Genomic DNA, 15,911 nt, shown 5'->3' with positions numbered 1-15,911 from the left:
GTATTTTTTATTAAGCCTCTTTCATGGCAAAATAAGCCCGTACTTTTGGAGCCACTTGCGTGCCGAAGAGTTCAATAGCTCTCAGAACCTGGTCATGAGGCATGGAACCAAGCGGTAGATGGAGCATGAAGCGGTCCAATCCTAAATCCTCTATCATGCGAATCAATTTTTCTGCCACCTGATCTGGATTGCCCACAAACATAGCGCCATTTGGCCCTACCTGTTCCAAATATTGCTCATAACGTAATTCCTGCCAGTGCGGACGGTCTTTGGAAATAGCATCCACCACTTGCTTGGTCGGATGGAAATAATCTTTCACAGCCTGCTCGCCATCTTCAGCAATCCAACCCCAAGAATGGGCTCCAACCTTTAGTTCATGACTGGCATGACCCGTTTCGCTCCCAATCTCACGATAAGCCTGAATCAATTTTTTAAAATAACGCGGATTGCCACCAATAATGGCATAAACAATCGGTAGACCAGCCTGAGCAATCTTCACAGTTGATTCAACATGACCACCTGTCGCTATCCACAAGGGTAATTTGTCCTGAACTGGACGAGGATAGACTTCTTTGCCAGAGATTGTTTGGGTCAATCGACCTTGCCAGTCTAACTTGGTCTTTTCATTGACTAACTGAAGCAAGTCTAATTTCTCATCAAAAAGGGCTTCGTAGTCTTTCAAATCATATCCAAACAGAAGAAACGATTCCGTGAAAGAACCCCTTCCAACCATAATCTCCGCACGTCCATTTGACAAAGCATCGATGGTCGCATATTGTTGGAACAAACGAATAGGGTCCATACTTGAGAGAATACTGACTGCACTGGTTAAACGGATTTTCTTGGTATTGACTGCCCCAGCTGCCAGGACGATCTCTGGGGCTGATACCGCAAAATCCGCTCGATGGTGCTCACCAATTCCATACACATCCAAACCAACCTTGTCAGCCAGATCAATCTCTGCCACCAACTGGCGAATGCGTTCAGCATGATTATAAGTCTGCCCAGTCCCTTCAAGCACCGTTGTTTCCCCAAATGTTGAAATTCCCAATTCTACCATTGTGATTCCCCTTGTCTATTTCTGTCCTTCAATTTGAAAAATTATTCTAACACGAAACTTGACTACAAGCAACCAATTTGCTCACAAGAAAAAGCCTAGATAACTAGACTTTTTTAGCTTATTCTACCGTTACTGACTTAGCAAGGTTACGTGGTTTGTCCACATCAAGTCCACGGTGGAGTGTTGCAAAGTAAGCGACCAATTGAGTTGGTACAACCATTGAAATCGGTGAGAGGTAAGGGTGTACAGTCGTAAGAACGATATCGTCTGTGTCTTTGGCAACATTTTCTTCTGCGATAGTGAGGACTTTAGCACCACGGGCTGCCACCTCTTGGATATTTCCACGAGTATGATTAGCAAGGACTGGATCTGACAAGAGGGCCAAGACAGGCGTTCCTTCTTCAATCAAGGCAATAGTTCCATGCTTAAGTTCTCCTGCCGCAAAGCCTTCACACTGGATGTAAGAAATCTCTTTAAGTTTGAGACTTGCTTCCATGGCTACGTAGTAATCTTGACCACGTCCAATATAAAAGGCATTGCGAGTTGTTTCAAGAAGCTCACGAACCTTGGCTTCAATAGCTTCTTTCTCTGAAAGAGTTGATTCGATAGACTGAGCTACGATTGACAACTCATGCACCAAATCAAAGGCTTGCGCTTTAGCATTGCCATTTGCTTCTCCGACTGCTTTTGCAAGGAAGGCAAGGGCTGCGATTTGCGCTGTATAGGCCTTGGTTGAGGCCACAGCAATTTCAGGACCTGCATGAAGAAGCATGGTATGGTTAGCTTCACGAGAAAGAGTTGAGCCTGGTACGTTTGTTACTGTCAAGCTTGGGATTCCCATTTCATTAGCCTTAACCAAAACCTGACGGCTATCCGCTGTTTCACCAGACTGACTGATAAAGATGAAGAGTGGTTTCTTGCTGAGAAGTGGCATACCGTAGCCCCACTCAGATGAGATTCCAAGTTCAACTGGCGTATCTGTCAATTCTTCCAGCATTTTCTTAGAAGCAAATCCTGCGTGGTAAGATGTCCCAGCTGCAAGGATGTAGATACGGTCTGCGTCTTGAACAGCCTGGATGATAGCTGGGTCAACGACTACTTGACCAGACTCATCTGTGTAGGCTTGTATCAACTTACGCATCACTGTTGGTTGCTCATCAATTTCCTTGAGCATATAGTAAGGGTAAGTTCCCTTACCGATATCAGACAAGTCAAGTTCAGCAGTGTAACTAGCACGCTCACGACTGTTGCCATCATAGTCTTGAACTTCAACACTATCAGCCTTGACGATTACCAACTCTTGGTCATGGATTTCCATGTATTGGTTGGTCTCACGAATCATAGCCATAGCATCTGAGCAGACCATGTTATAGCCTTCTCCAAGACCAATCAAAAGTGGTGATTTATTTTTAGCTACGTAGATGACTTCAGGATCTTGTGAGTCAACCAAGGCAAAAGCATAAGAACCACGGATGATGTGAAGAGCTTTTTTGAAGGCTTCAAGAACTGACAAGCCATCTTCTTCCGCAAATTTTCCAATCAAGTGAACGGCGATTTCAGTATCTGTTTGCCCCTTAAAGTGGTGACCTGCAAGGTATTCTTCCTTGATTTCAAGGTAGTTCTCAATCACCCCATTGTGCACCAAAACAAAACGTTCTGTCTCAGAGCGATGTGGGTGAGCATTGTCTTCCGTTGGTTTTCCGTGAGTAGCCCAACGAGTATGTCCGATACCAGTCGTTCCCTCAACACCAGCTGTCTTGGCAGACAATTCTGCAATACGACCTACAGCCTTGACTAGATGGTTCTCAGCGCCACCTAGGACAAAAATCCCCGCAGAATCATAGCCACGGTATTCGAGCTTTTCAAGACCTTGAATCAAAATATCAGTTGCATTTGTGTTTCCAACAACACCAACAATTCCACACATAGTATATACGACACAGGCAAGCTGTGCTTTCTCCTTAAAATTGGTATAGTCTGATTCCTCTTTTATAGAATCAGCAAAAACAGTATATACTTGTTTCTTTCACTTGTCAAGAGTAAAAATTGGTATAGTTCAAATTAAGCTCCTGTAAGCAAAAAACTCTGACCAATTAGGATAATCAGTCAGAGTCCTTTTTTAAAATCCATTATTATCGCTTAGCTCCTTGAACCAGTGCCCTGATTTTTTCAGACGACGTTCTTGCGTTTCCAAGTCTAATTCGACCAAACCATAGCGATTTTTATAGCTATTGAGCCATGACCAGCAATCGATAAAGGTCCAAATCAAGTAGCCCTTACAGTTGGCTCCATCTTCAATGGCACGGTGCAGTTCACGAAGATGACCTTTTACAAAGTCAATACGGTAATCATCTTGAATCATTCCATCTTGACGGAATTTTTCTTCCCCTTCAACACCCATGCCATTCTCAGTCAGCATCCACTCGATATTGCCATAATTTTCCTTGATATTTTGGGCAATATCATAAATCCCTTGCTCATAAATCTCCCAGCCACGATGAGGATTGATTTTACGCCCAGGCATCACATAAGGCTCGTAAAAATGTTCTGGTAAGAGTGGACTCTCTGGATGCTTAGCAAATCGAGGAGCCATAACACGCAAGGGTTGATAGTAGTTGACACCAAGGAAATCCACTGTATTGTCACGAATGAGATCCAACTCCTCCTCTGTAGCATCAGGCAAGAGACCGTATTCATGCAAGATTTCTACCAACTCCTGTGGATAAGTCCCCAAAACGGACGGATCTAAGAAGGATTGGGCCTGAAAGAGATCCGCAATCCGAGCTGCTTTGACATCAGCAGGATGCTGGCTACGTGGATAAGCCGGTGTCAAGTTGAGGACAATCCCAATCTTGGAATCTGGCAAGAGTTCATGACAGGCCTTAACCGCCCGACTGCTAGCCAATTGTGTATGATAAGCTACTTTAACGGCTGCCTCTGCATCCACCTTATGTGGATAATGGGCATCGTAAAAATAGCCAAATTCTACTGGAACGATGGGCTCGTTAAAGGTAATCCATTGATCCACTAAATCTCCATAAGTCTCAAAACAAAAACGAGCATAGTCTTCATAGGCTGAGACAGTCGCCTTATTTTCCCAACCATCACCATCTTCTTGAAGGGCAAAAGGCAAATCAAAATGATAAAGATTGACTAAAAGACGAATACCTTTGGCCTTAATAGCCTCAAAGACCTTACGATAAAAATCCACACCTTGAGGGTTGACTTTTCCACAGCCTTGTGGAAAAATCCGTGACCACTGAATAGAAGTTCGAAAGACCGTGTGACCAGTTTCTAACAAGAGGTCGATATCCTGTTCCCAATTTTCATAAAAGGTCGATGTCTTATCTGGACCAATTCCATTATAGTAGCGATTTGGCTCCACTTGGTACCAATAATCCCAGAGATTATCTCCCTTACCGTCACCAGCTACACGTCCTTCTGTCTGTGGCCCAGAAGTAGAGGATCCCCAGACAAAATCCTTTGGAAATCTTAGCATACATTTACCTCTTTATCTACTCATTTTTCCCATTATACAGAAAAAACAAGGTAAAAACTAGTTACATTTTTTCCTTGTTTTTCTTCTGATTATAGTTTTTATTTCTTGCTGAGGATTTCAAGCGTTTCGAGCAAGTTATCTGCATGAACTTCGATGGTGTCACCAGTCGCTTTAATCTTGACTTCTACGATGCCATCGGCTGCTTTCTTCCCAACAGTGATACGGATTGGCAATCCAATCAAGTCGCTATCACTAAATTTCACTCCGACACGTTCGTTACGGTCGTCTGTCAAGACTTCGTAACCTGCTCCCATCAAGCTTGCTTCAAGTTTTTCTGTCAAGACTTGCGCTTCTTCGTCCTTGACATTGACAGTGATCAAGTGCACATCAAATGGTGCCAATTCTTTAGGGAAGTTGATTCCCCAAGCGTAACGATATTCACCTTTTGGCGTTTTGTTAACAAAGAGGCGAGCGTGTTGCTCCATCACTGCTGAAAGGAGACGGCTGACACCGATACCATAACATCCCATGATGATTGGCACAGCACGGCCATTTTCATCCAAAACATCTGCTCCCATGCTTGCTGAATAGCGAGTACCGAGTTTGAAGATGTGACCAATTTCAATACCACGCGCAAAGTTAAGGACACCTTGTCCGTCTGGAGAAATTTCACCCTCACGAACTTCACGGATATCCACATATTCTGCAGTAAAATCACGACCTGGATTCACACCAGTCAAGTGGTAGCCATCTTCATTTGCTCCCACAACTGCATTGCGAACATCTTGCACCTTACGGTCTGCAATGATTTTAACATTCTCCGGCAAACCAACCGGGCCAAGTGAACCAAATCCTGCTTGAACAACATTTGCCACTTCTTCTTCACTAGCAATGTCAAAGAAATCTGCTCCCAAGTGGTTTTTCAACTTGACTTCGTTGAGTTGGTCATTTCCAACTAGAAGAGCCGCAACAAGCTCACCATCTGCCATATAGAAAAGAGTTTTAATCGTTTGTTCTTCTGGAACGTTAAGGAAGGCTGCAACTTCATCGATTGATTTAACATCTGGTGTTGCAACACGAGTCACTTCTTCTTCAGCGACAACACGGTTGCTTGGTTTGTACTCGTTTGTTGCCATTTCTAAGTTAGCCGCATAGCTAGATTCACTTGAGTAGGCGATGGTATCCTCACCAGAAACCATCCATTTAAGCAATTCTGCCTTGATTTCTTCTTGCACTTCTGCAGGAATTTCGTCAAATGAGGCAACTGACTTGTCCAAGACAACCCAGCGGTCAAGGTCTGTACGAGCAGGTGTGATGGCCATAAATTCTTGGCTGTCCTTACCACCCATGGCTCCACCGTCACCGATGATAGCCTTAAAGTCTAAGCCACTACGAGTGAAAATACGCTCATAAGCAGCCTTGTACTCATCATAAACACTGTCCAAACTATCATAGTTAGCGTGGAAACTGTAAGCATCTTTCATGATGAACTCACGTGTACGAAGAAGTCCATTACGTGGACGTTTTTCATCACGATACTTAGGTTGGATTTGATAAAGGTTGAGTGGCAATTGCTTGTAAGACTTAACAGAATCACGGACAATAGCTGTAAAGGTTTCTTCGTGAGTTGGACCTAAGATGAAGTCTGATTTTTCACGGTTTTTTAGTTTGTAAAGGTCTTCACCATAAGTTTCATAACGACCTGATTCGCGCCACAACTCTGCACTGAGAAGGGCAGGAGCCAACATCTCAACGGCACCAATCTTGTCAAACTCTTGGCGCATGATGTTTTTGGCTTTTTCAATCACACGGTTGGCAAGTGGCAGGTAAGAATAAACACCTGCTGAGACTTGACGAACATAACCAGCTCGCAACATAAGAGCATGGCTGATAACTTGAGCATCGCTTGGCATTTCGCGAAGCGTTGGGATAGGCATTTTACTTTGTTTCATAATATTCCTCGATTATCTAAAAAAGAGTCGCATAATGTCATTCCAAGTCACAGCAATCATCAAGACAACCATGATGACCACTCCGGCCAAGGTGACATAGGTTTCAATTTCTTGTTTCAATGGTTTGCGGCGGATAGCTTCTAGGATATTGAGCACAATCTTACCACCATCCAATGCTGGAATCGGAATAAGATTAAAAATCCCAATATTGATGGAAATCATTGCCAAGAAGTCCAAGACATTTTCAATTCCATTTTTAGCAGCATCACTACTTGCCTTAAAGATGGCAACAGGTCCACCTAGCTTGTTCAAATCCGGTTGGAAAATCAGATTTTTCAGAGCCGATAGAATTCGGAGAGCTGAATCAGCAGCGGTTGTAAAACCACCCACAAACATAGATAGAAAGTCCGACTTAATTCCCGGTTGAACACCTAGAAGGTAACGGCCTTGATTTTCTTCAGGACTAACAGTGATTTGTTTGTCACTACCCTTTTCAGAAATAGTCACATCCAAAGTTGGGGCCGTCTTATCTTTAGTTTCTGTTTCCACAGCCTGGATCAAGCTTTCCCAGTTGTTAATCTCATGTGAGCCAATCTTGGTAATCTGAGCCGTTTCTGGCACTCCTACCTTAGCCAAAGCCCCTTGGGGCATGACATGGAACTGGTTGGTATCAACATCTCTGACGCCACCCTGCATGAAGATTAAAATCCAAAAAACAACGACACCTAAGATAAAGTTATTCATAGGGCCTGCAAAGTTGGTAATGAGTTTGCCCCAGATAGTTGCATTTTGATATTGAACATCTAAAGGTGCAATACGAACCTCAGTTCCATCTAATTCTACAACCGTTGCATCGTGATCTACTGCAAAGGTTTTTTCTTCTTCCAGAACCAAACCCTTGATAAAGAGCTTGTCTTCAAAGTCAAACTGAGTCACCTGCATAGGGAGGGCTGTTTGATCCAATTTTTTACCTGAGAGATTGATGCGTTTAACTTTACCATCATCAGTAAGGGTCAAACTGACAGGAGTTCCTGTCTTGATTTCAGTCGTATCATCACCCCAACCAGCCATACGGACATAGCCACCCAGAGGCAAGATTCGAATGGTATAGGCCGTTCCGTCCTTGCCAATGTGAGCAAAGATTTTTGGGCCCATACCGATGGCAAATTCACGCACTAGAATTCCTGATTTCTTGGCAAAGTAGAAGTGTCCGAACTCGTGCACCACTACAATAATCCCAAAAACCAGAATAAAGGTTAAAATTCCGAGCATTCTATCTTCCTTTCTCTAAAAGAGTCCAAATAAGTGCATGATTGGAAATACAAGCAACATACTGTCGAAGCGATCCAAAACACCACCATGTCCAGGGATAAATTTCCCAGAATCCTTAACACCAAAGTGACGCTTGATCGAACTTTCTAGTAAGTCACCAAATTGTCCAGCAATGCTGAAGAAAATAGCAAAGACTGACATCTTGTAAATTCCATACGGAAGAGCAACTGTCCTATCAAAAATCATAAAGACAATTGTTATCAAGATAGCTCCTAAAATACCACCAAAAGATCCCTCAAAGGTTTTATTGGGTGATACCCTTGGCGCTAATTTTCGTTTACCGTATCTCATCCCTACAAGATAAGCACAACTATCTGTTGCCCAAACAATACACAAGGCTAATAGTGCCTTATCTAAACCTGCAATTCTAGCATCTAAGAGAGCATTAAAACCAAAGCCCACATAAAAACTCATAGCAAGAGGGAAAACAGCATCCTCAATCGTATAGGACTTGCTAAAAACAGTTGTTCCTAACATAATTGAAATCAACACACTATAAGCAACCACATTCCCATCAACTGGTAAAAAAGTCAGGTAATTCTCCAAGGGAATGGTCAAGGCAAAGGTTGCAAAGAGGGTCAAGAGCCCCTCCATAGTCATGGTCTCTAAACCTCTCATCTTCAAAAGTTCATGCATGGCTAGCATGGCTATGATTCCGATGGCGATCTGAAGCAAAAGGCCCCCAATCATTAAAATTGGTAGGAAAATAGCCAGGGCAATCCCTGCGAACAAGGTTCTTTTTTGTAAATCCTTTGTCATATCTCCTCCTAAACTCCTCCAAATCGGCGATGACGACGATTGTAGGCAAGAATAGCTTCCTGCAAGGCTACCTCATCAAAATCAGGCCACAAGGTGTCCGTAAAATAGAGCTCACTATAGGCCCCCTGCCATGGAAGAAAATTACTCAAACGCAATTCTCCACTAGTCCGGATAATCAAGTCCGGATCTCGTAAGTTCTTAGGTAAATGCTGGGTAAAGAGATAGTTGCCAATCAATTCCTCTGTGATGTCGTCTGGGATGATTTTGGCATCTAAAACATCCTGAGAAATCAACTTAAGAGCCTGTGTAATCTCAGCACGTCCACCATAGTTGAGGGCAAAATTCAGAATCAAACCTGTGTTGTTCTTAGTCAATTCCTCAGCTTTAGTCAGAGCTTCAAAGGTTTGCTTAGGCAGGCGCTCCGTTTCCCCAATCATTTGAATCTTAACATTATTCGCATGCAATTCCGGGACATAATTATCATAAAACTCTACTGGCAAGTTCATGATAAACTTGACTTCCTGATCTGGACGGGTCCAATTTTCCGTAGAAAAGGCATAAACTGTAATAACCTTAACGCCTAGTTTGTTAGCTGCCTTGGTCACAGTTTGCAATGCTTCCATGCCCGCCTTGTGTCCGAAGACTCGCGGTTGCATACGTTTTTTAGCCCAACGGCCATTACCATCCATGATGATGCCGATATGAGCAGGAACCTGTGTCGGAACCTCTACTTCCACAGCCTTATCTTTCTTAAAAAATCCAAACATGATCTTATTCCTATTCAAAAATCTATCGTTTCATTATACCATATTTCCCCATTTTCTTCTATCACTAAGCTATTTATTCTCAGGCACTAAGCCCATTTTTCAAAAAAATAAGCCGCCTGATTGGGCGACTCTATTTTTATAGGGAGATTATTATGAAAAAGTTTTAGGAGTTTAAGTTAAGATCTTCTTAACTTATGGACTTAGTATACACTTCCTAGCTTAAAGTTTCCTTAAGTATTTTTAAAAATCAAATTTTTCCATTTCTCCTGCCAATTTTTCTTGGATAAACGTGTTTGATAGAGTTCCATTCGGTCTTCATTCTCTAAAAAATGAGGAGTTGGACGAACTTGAAAATTCAAAATATCCTCCAAACCATAAGGTGCATAGAGTTCAAAATCGGATTCTTCATTCAAGCGCAGTACAACTGCCGTACACCGTTCTGGATACTTACTCATAGCATCACTGGAACTGATATAGGGAGCAGTATGAGGGCTATGCAGGTGCATATAGACTTGATTTTTCAATTCCCACTGGTACTGAGGAAAATCCTCTCTCAACTTTTTCTCTAGATACAAGGTTTCCTCATAAGAAATATCCGAATCAAAGAAAATCACATCTACATCTGTTTCACAATCAAAAGGTGATTTATCTGACAAGAGATTCCAGATGAAATTTCTGACAGAACCTGCTGCCAACCACGAGTCTTTCAGACCAAGGTCTCGGATGATAGTCAAAATAGCCATCATATCCGGATTTTCTCTAAAAGCCTCCAGAATTTCTTGCTCATTTTTCATTGTATTCATAACCTAAGTGCTCATATGCCTTAGCAGTCGCCACCCGTCCAGACCGTGTCCGCATGATAAAACCTTTTTGGATTAAGTAAGGTTCATACATGTCTTCAACTGTCTCACGCTCTTCGGCGATATTCACAGAAAGAGTTCCTAGACCAACAGGACCACCACCGTACATCTCAATCATGGTCCGAAGGATTTTCTGGTCCACATAGTCCAGACCTTCATGGTCAACATCCAGCATGGTCAAAGCCTTATCGGTAATAATATCATCGATAACCCCATCCCCCATAATCTGGGCAAAATCGCGCACGCGCTTGAGGAGACGATTGGCAATACGAGGGGTCCCACGACTACGTAGGGCCAACTCAGATGCTGCCTCATGAGTGATTTCCATCTCAAAAATATCTGCCGTCCGCTCGACAATTTCTGTCAAGTCAGCATGGGCATAATACTCCATATGCCCCGTAATCCCAAAACGTGCCCGTAGTGGATTTGAGAGCATACCAGCCCGAGTCGTCGCACCAATCAAGGTAAAAGGTGGTAACTCCAAATGAACACTGCGACTACCTTCACCAGCCCCAATCATGATATCAATGTAGAAGTCCTCCATGGCACTATAAAGCACCTCTTCCACCGACATGGGCAAGCGATGAATCTCATCAATAAAAAGGACATCCCCAGGCTCTAAGTCATTCAAAATCGCTACCAAATCACCAGCTTTTTCAATGACTGGACCCGAAGTCTGCTTGAGATTGACACCTAGTTCGTTGGCAATAACAAAAGCCATGGTCGTTTTTCCCAAGCCTGGAGGTCCAAATAAGAGGACATGATCCAGAGCTTCATCCCGCATTTTGGCAGCTTCAATAAAGATTTGTAGCTGGTCCTTGACCTTGTCCTGCCCAATATATTCACGTAAGTACTGAGGACGGAGCGTGCGTTCTACTAACTCCTCATCCCCCATTATCTCATTATCTAAAATTCTACTCATGGCTCTATTATAGCAAAAATCCAAGCCACAAACAAAAAAGCCACCCGATTGGGTGACTCCTGAGTTTAGCACTTATGTTGTATAATATTATACAGCACTTCTACACCGCCTACGAAAGGAGGTAAGATAGCCCATGATGGAATTAGTACTCAAAACTATCATCGGACCAATTGCGGTCGGTGTCGTTCTTCGATTAGTCGATAAATGGCTAAACGAGGACAAATAGTGTCAAAAAAGACCCTAAGCTTAATGTGGAAGTTAGCTTGGGGTCTTTTCTAGCCTATGATATAGAACTAGTACTCAATTCCTTTTTATTATCCCATAGTTCACAAAATTTGTCAAAGATTTATATTCTCGGCTTCGCAAGCTTTAACCGCTGTGCAACAAGACGTTCAAGATTGCGAAAGTTATCGGAACATGATTTTTAGAATAGTCCCCAAAAGCCTGAAATAGAGCCAAAAAACTCCACCTGATTGGGTGGAGTTAAGGGAGATTATTATGAAAAAGAAAAGTTTAGGATTTTATTAAATAAAGTTAGGAGGTCTTTATTTAATAACTATATGATACAAGACGAAGCTTAAAACTAGCTTAACTTTTCTCAAATTCTACCATTTTTCAAAAAATTTCTATTACCATCACCTCATCCCACAAAAAAGCCACCTGATTGGGTGACTTCATTAGGAGATTATGATGAAAAAAAGTTTTAGGATTTCATTAAATAAAGTTAGGAGGTCTTTATTTAATGACTATATGATACTAGACCATCCTTAAACTTTGCTTAAGAAAAAACAAGTTTTGTTATTTTTCTCGATTCACCCAAGTCATTCCTATACAATCATAGGTGGATAAGACTTCAAAACCCAAAGAACGATAAAATCCCACGTTTTTTTCTGTCTCTTCTGTCACCAGCTGGACTTGATAGGCATCTTTGTAATCCTCTAAAGCCTCTTTCATTAGGGCACTACCAATCCCTTGACGCTGATAGATTGGTAAAACAATTAAATCCTGAACCAATACTGATGAGAATCCATCTCCAACCAAACGAATCAAGCCCACCACAGCATCACCATCAAGTGCCAGATAAATTACTAATGAATGAGACAAGGCTTGCTCCAGCATCTGAGGTTGATTTGTATAATTTGTCCAACCGACAGCCTGATAGAGATGCAAAACATCCTCGAGCTTGACGATTTCTTGCTTTTTAATAGTAATCATCTCGACACCTCTTAAAGCTCTCTCAAGCTCTTGTGCTGTCGTCCATTTTTATCAAAATTTTCAGGATCCAACCATGCTTCCAATCGAGCTTTGACTTGAAGCCAGTCCTTATCAATCATAGACAACCAATCCGTATCCCTCGTACGCCCCTTATAAACCACTGCCTGACGGAAGGTTCCTTCGTAGACAAATCCCAAACGCTCCGCAGCTCGTCTTGATGGCATGTTAAGAGCATCGCATTTCCATTCATAGCGACGATAGTTAAGCTCATCAAAGACATAGCAAGCCAATAGATACTGGGCTTCTGTCCCTATCCGTGTCCCCCTGAGTTTTGGAGAAAAAGTGACAGTTCCCACTTCTATTATTCGGTTATTCTGGTCAATGCGCATGAGAGAAAAAGTTCCCAAAGCCTTACCAGTTGCCTTGTCTATGATGGCATAGTAAAAACGGTCCTTACGAGCCATCATCTGATTTAAAAGAGTAACCAGTTCCTCTCTGTCTGCCACTGGTTCCTGAAAGAGGTAGGTCCACATTTCCCGAGGCGTATCAGGGCCATAAACAGCTAATAAATCCTCCGCATGCTTTTCTACCGATAGAGCCTCTATCCTAGCATAACGCCCTTCTAAGAAATCAATAGAAGGCAATTCACCTGGTGTATAACCTTCCATTGACTCCCCAATCATTTGACCATATTCATTTACTGGCATTTTTCTTCTCCTTGTTTTACGCTGAAAATACTATATCACAAATTGTTCTCTTTGGAAACTGGCACTGTCTTCAAACTTCATCCTCAACACTATATTAGTGACCCGTTTTCTGTCTTTTATCCTCTAAGGCTTGATTAATTCGTTGGGTGAGTTTGTGAGTTTGCCAGACTTGATACAACCATATCAATCCATAAATTAACAAGAAAAAGAACCAAATCAAGGGACTCCACAAGGCTGAACCCCAACCAAAAAATAGAGAGGTCAATACTAAGATAGTAGCCGTCACTAATAAATGAACTCCTACACGTATACTAAAAGCAAGAAACTCTAGCTTTTCAAGTATTAAAGTCAATACCCCCATAATTCCACCCATTAAAAACAGAGCTAGAATATTTTTTGTCATTGGTTCAGGATAGGTAATGCTTGGATAACACTGAGCTAATAACATCATACTCAAATAAAAGAAGGAAGCCGTACGCATTCCCGATACAAAATAATCAATTAATCGTTTCATGATTTTCTCCTATAAACCTAGATAATTCATTAAGGACTTAACGTATTTCCGACTCACACTAGATTTGATGCCCCGAGTCATTTTAGCCATCATATTCCCTGAAAAACCATCTGATAACGATTCTAAGTGGTCAATGTTTATAATTGAATGGCGTGATATCTGTATAAAGTTACGCCGATTAATCCGATTCTGAAAGTTTGTCAATGTTTCCTTAGTTTTATAAATCCCGTCTACCGTATAAATGGTCAACAAGTTCTTATCGATATCTGCTAGAATAAGATCCTCAATTTTCACCATAACCAGATGATCATCCGTTCGAATAGGAATGGTCACCTGATTGGTCGTTGAAAATTGTTCTAAATACTCCATGATTTCCCTTGCTTGGTCAGTTAACTGAGCTGCCTGAATTACAATCTGTGGGTCCTTTTCTGAAAACTCTGTCTTCATTTCAAAACGAATCTTCATTTTCTCTCCAATATACTTTTATTTTCTCCTGCTAAACACTTTAACAAATAAAAGCCAAAGAAGAATAGCGACGAAACTGATACTAACCACTATAAAGTATGTCTCTTCCTTTGTCAATAGTTCTTGCCAGTTGATTTGGATTCCCATTTTTTCTTGAAATTCCTTTAACAATCTGCTATTTCCTGTAAATGCGGTCTCTAATGGTTCTTTCATTAAAATTTGTCGATAAAGAGAAGCAATATAAGCTGCAGGGGTACACTTCATGATAATCTGTGCAAAATCAGGTAAAACTCCAATAGGGACATAAGTTCCTACTAAAAATCCAGAAGCAGTTCCCACTATAGTTGCCAGTTTGCCAAGACTATCTACAGATTGAAAACGATAAATCAAGAGAATATTTATCAAACTTGAAAGCAGACTACTTAACAACATAATCAAAGTAATTTCCGGTAAATGACTGATAACTGGACTTTCTTTAAAATAAAGCCCCATAACAGCAAACATAAACACCTGCATAACAAAAGAAATGGCAATACTACTGATTAGATAGGACATCTGTAAACCCCAGATACCTAAATCTGTCAAGAAGAGATCTTGATCCACTTGATTTTCACGATCCTGTACCATTTGTGTAAGAGCCGTAAAACTGGTTGTAATCCCAGTCACAGCCAAGGTCCCACCCATCAGCCAGTTATTTAAAAGGTTCGTATTATCAGGGAGTTGGGACCAAGCATCCGTCAAGTTCTTCTGCAAAAAAATGATATAAAGGAGGAAGGAAATCAATGCCCCCAATAATGAGAAAAATACTCCTGAACGATTACGAAAATATAAGATAAAATTCCGTTTCAATAAAGCTAACATTACCGAACCTCTCTTCCTGTAAGTGCAATAAAGGCATCATCCATGGTACCTGGACGAAACTCAAAAGAATCAATTTCTTCTCGTACTTTTGCCAAATATTCAATAGCTTCCAGTGATGTCCCTGGATAAAAAAGATATTCCAACTCATTTTCTTCCTTTACTGTCATTCCAGTCTGTAGCAACTTTTCTAAACCCTTCATTTCTTTAAAACGAATTTTTAGAATATTAGATGCATACTGACTTTTAATAGCCGTCGCAGAACCTTGCGCAATCACTTTCCCATGATCAACGATATAAATCTGATCCGCTTCATCCGCTTCATCCAGATAATGAGTCGTTAAGATAATAGTCATCCCTTCATCCTTTTGTAGTCGAGACAATAAATCCCAAATGGCTTTGCGAGTCTGAATATCTAGACCTGTCGTTGGTTCATCTAAGAAAAGAATGTCTGGCTGTGAAAGAAGAGCACGCGCAATATCAACCCGACGTTTTTGCCCACCTGACAAAGTCCCATATAGTTGCTTCTGGAAAGCAGTCAAACCCAGTTGATGGATCAAATCATCCATACGACTTGCTGCAATCTCCTTATACTGTTGAGCACGAATCGTAAGATTTTCTCTAACCGTCAACATCTCATCCAGTACACTAGCTTGAAAAACAACTCCTATTTTCGTATTTGGCGCATATCGAATCTGACCTTTTGTCGGCTTTTTCAAACCGATTAACATGGAAATGGTGGTTGATTTCCCTGCACCATTGGGACCCAAAATAGCATTAAAACTCCCTTTTTCAAACTCTAACTGAATATCGTCAACAGCCATATGATCGCCGTACCATTTAGTCAAATGTTTAGCTTGTAAAATCATATTTATTTCCTCCTCTTTACCTAACCAGTTTAACAAAAAGTATGAAAGAAAAATCGACTTTTGAGATAAGTGGTTAAAATGAGAGGTTAAGTGGTGAGATGATGGAAACAGAATTATATTTTTCATTCAAAA

General features: G+C 41.4%; 16 protein-coding genes. 1 reads left to right on the top strand and 15 read right to left on the bottom strand.

Annotated features, from left to right (window positions below; all coding sequences use genetic code 11):
• Positions 1–10: 10 nt before the first annotated feature.
• From HT734_RS02830 to ruvB, 9 genes are all read right to left on the bottom strand, one after another.
• Positions 11–1,060 (bottom strand): LLM class flavin-dependent oxidoreductase, encoded by a 1,050-nt coding sequence (locus tag HT734_RS02830; RefSeq protein WP_173277621.1) that lies wholly within the window; start codon positions 1,058–1,060, stop codon positions 11–13.
• A 118-nt stretch (positions 1,061–1,178) separates the two neighbouring features.
• Positions 1,179–2,987, bottom strand: coding sequence for a glutamine--fructose-6-phosphate transaminase (isomerizing) (glmS, locus tag HT734_RS02825; RefSeq protein WP_173277623.1), 1,809 nt, complete (start codon positions 2,985–2,987; stop codon positions 1,179–1,181).
• 192 nt (positions 2,988–3,179) lie between these two features.
• Positions 3,180–4,559 (bottom strand): 6-phospho-beta-glucosidase, encoded by a 1,380-nt coding sequence (gene bglA / locus HT734_RS02820; protein ID WP_061758896.1) that lies wholly within the window; start codon positions 4,557–4,559, stop codon positions 3,180–3,182.
• Positions 4,560–4,657: 98 nt separating this feature from the next.
• The gene (locus HT734_RS02815) at positions 4,658–6,511 is read right to left on the bottom strand and encodes a proline--tRNA ligase (RefSeq protein ID WP_061758897.1); all 1,854 of its coding nucleotides are present in this window, start codon (positions 6,509–6,511) and stop codon (positions 4,658–4,660) included.
• 12 nt (positions 6,512–6,523) lie between these two features.
• Positions 6,524–7,783 (bottom strand): RIP metalloprotease RseP, encoded by a 1,260-nt coding sequence (gene rseP / locus HT734_RS02810; RefSeq protein ID WP_061758898.1) that lies wholly within the window; start codon positions 7,781–7,783, stop codon positions 6,524–6,526.
• A gap of 15 nt (positions 7,784–7,798) precedes the next feature.
• Positions 7,799–8,602 (bottom strand): phosphatidate cytidylyltransferase, encoded by an 804-nt coding sequence (locus HT734_RS02805; protein WP_061758899.1) that lies wholly within the window; start codon positions 8,600–8,602, stop codon positions 7,799–7,801.
• Positions 8,603–8,610: 8 nt separating this feature from the next.
• Positions 8,611–9,369 carry an isoprenyl transferase gene (locus tag HT734_RS02800; protein ID WP_033680789.1) on the bottom strand — a complete coding sequence of 253 codons (759 nt, stop codon included), beginning with the start codon at positions 9,367–9,369 and terminating at the stop codon, positions 8,611–8,613.
• Between the two features lie 230 nt (positions 9,370–9,599).
• Complete coding sequence (locus tag HT734_RS02795) at positions 9,600–10,172, bottom strand: nucleotidyltransferase family protein (protein WP_061758900.1); 573 nt, start codon at positions 10,170–10,172, stop codon at positions 9,600–9,602.
• Positions 10,153–11,151, bottom strand: coding sequence for a Holliday junction branch migration DNA helicase RuvB (ruvB, locus tag HT734_RS02790; protein WP_079114808.1), 999 nt, complete (start codon positions 11,149–11,151; stop codon positions 10,153–10,155). Before ruvB ends, HT734_RS02795 begins: the two co-directional genes overlap by 20 nt.
• Before the next feature lie 133 nt (positions 11,152–11,284).
• On the opposite strand from ruvB, the gene HT734_RS02785 reads away from it, so the two are divergent.
• Positions 11,285–11,377, top strand: a complete 93-nt coding sequence (locus HT734_RS02785) for a type I toxin-antitoxin system Fst family toxin (RefSeq protein WP_079114800.1) — start codon at positions 11,285–11,287, stop codon at positions 11,375–11,377.
• A gap of 572 nt (positions 11,378–11,949) precedes the next feature.
• On the opposite strand, the gene HT734_RS02780 is transcribed toward HT734_RS02785, so the two are convergent.
• The 6 genes from HT734_RS02780 to HT734_RS02755 all read right to left on the bottom strand — a co-directional run bounded on the left by HT734_RS02780 (position 11,950) and on the right by HT734_RS02755 (position 15,779).
• Positions 11,950–12,366, bottom strand: a complete 417-nt coding sequence (locus HT734_RS02780) for a GNAT family N-acetyltransferase (RefSeq protein ID WP_057487809.1) — start codon at positions 12,364–12,366, stop codon at positions 11,950–11,952.
• Positions 12,367–12,377: 11 nt separating this feature from the next.
• Complete coding sequence (locus HT734_RS02775; RefSeq protein WP_061758902.1) at positions 12,378–13,073, bottom strand: GNAT family protein; 696 nt, start codon at positions 13,071–13,073, stop codon at positions 12,378–12,380.
• A gap of 94 nt (positions 13,074–13,167) precedes the next feature.
• A complete protein-coding gene (locus HT734_RS02770; RefSeq protein WP_061758903.1) occupies positions 13,168–13,587 on the bottom strand; it encodes a DUF3021 domain-containing protein in 420 nt (139 codons plus the stop codon).
• Positions 13,588–13,596: 9 nt separating this feature from the next.
• Entirely contained in the window at positions 13,597–14,052 is a 456-nt protein-coding gene (locus tag HT734_RS02765; protein ID WP_061758904.1) for a LytTR family DNA-binding domain-containing protein, read from the bottom strand.
• Positions 14,053–14,070: 18 nt separating this feature from the next.
• Entirely contained in the window at positions 14,071–14,913 is an 843-nt protein-coding gene (locus HT734_RS02760; RefSeq protein WP_173277626.1) for an ABC transporter permease, read from the bottom strand.
• Positions 14,913–15,779, bottom strand: a complete 867-nt coding sequence (locus tag HT734_RS02755; protein ID WP_173277628.1) for an ABC transporter ATP-binding protein — start codon at positions 15,777–15,779, stop codon at positions 14,913–14,915. The genes HT734_RS02760 and HT734_RS02755 overlap by 1 nt, the downstream gene beginning before the upstream one ends.
• Positions 15,780–15,911: the final 132 nt, after the last annotated feature.

Source organism: Streptococcus sp. k-90, assembly GCF_013277565.1.
Lineage (GTDB): Bacteria > Bacillota > Bacilli > Lactobacillales > Streptococcaceae > Streptococcus.
This window is presented reverse-complemented; position numbering and strand designations above follow the sequence as displayed.

Coding starts and splice junctions, on each gene's coding strand:
- HT734_RS02760 (WP_173277626.1), bottom strand. CDS start 14,913: ATGTTAGCTTTATTGAAACGGAATTTTATCTTATATTTTCGTAATCGT.
- ruvB (WP_079114808.1), bottom strand. CDS start 11,151: ATGAGTAGAATTTTAGATAATGAGATAATGGGGGATGAGGAGTTAGTA.
- HT734_RS02765 (WP_061758904.1), bottom strand. CDS start 14,052: ATGAAGATTCGTTTTGAAATGAAGACAGAGTTTTCAGAAAAGGACCCA.
- HT734_RS02805 (WP_061758899.1), bottom strand. CDS start 8,602: ATGACAAAGGATTTACAAAAAAGAACCTTGTTCGCAGGGATTGCCCTG.
- HT734_RS02775 (WP_061758902.1), bottom strand. CDS start 13,073: ATGCCAGTAAATGAATATGGTCAAATGATTGGGGAGTCAATGGAAGGT.
- bglA (WP_061758896.1), bottom strand. CDS start 4,559: ATGCTAAGATTTCCAAAGGATTTTGTCTGGGGATCCTCTACTTCTGGG.
- HT734_RS02815 (WP_061758897.1), bottom strand. CDS start 6,511: ATGAAACAAAGTAAAATGCCTATCCCAACGCTTCGCGAAATGCCAAGC.
- HT734_RS02800 (WP_033680789.1), bottom strand. CDS start 9,369: ATGTTTGGATTTTTTAAGAAAGATAAGGCTGTGGAAGTAGAGGTTCCG.
- glmS (WP_173277623.1), bottom strand. CDS start 2,987: ATGTGTGGAATTGTTGGTGTTGTTGGAAACACAAATGCAACTGATATT.
- rseP (WP_061758898.1), bottom strand. CDS start 7,783: ATGCTCGGAATTTTAACCTTTATTCTGGTTTTTGGGATTATTGTAGTG.
- HT734_RS02830 (WP_173277621.1), bottom strand. CDS start 1,060: ATGGTAGAATTGGGAATTTCAACATTTGGGGAAACAACGGTGCTTGAA.
- HT734_RS02780 (WP_057487809.1), bottom strand. CDS start 12,366: ATGATTACTATTAAAAAGCAAGAAATCGTCAAGCTCGAGGATGTTTTG.
- HT734_RS02755 (WP_173277628.1), bottom strand. CDS start 15,779: ATGATTTTACAAGCTAAACATTTGACTAAATGGTACGGCGATCATATG.
- HT734_RS02770 (WP_061758903.1), bottom strand. CDS start 13,587: ATGAAACGATTAATTGATTATTTTGTATCGGGAATGCGTACGGCTTCC.
- HT734_RS02795 (WP_061758900.1), bottom strand. CDS start 10,172: ATGAATACAATGAAAAATGAGCAAGAAATTCTGGAGGCTTTTAGAGAA.
- HT734_RS02785 (WP_079114800.1), top strand. CDS start 11,285: ATGATGGAATTAGTACTCAAAACTATCATCGGACCAATTGCGGTCGGT.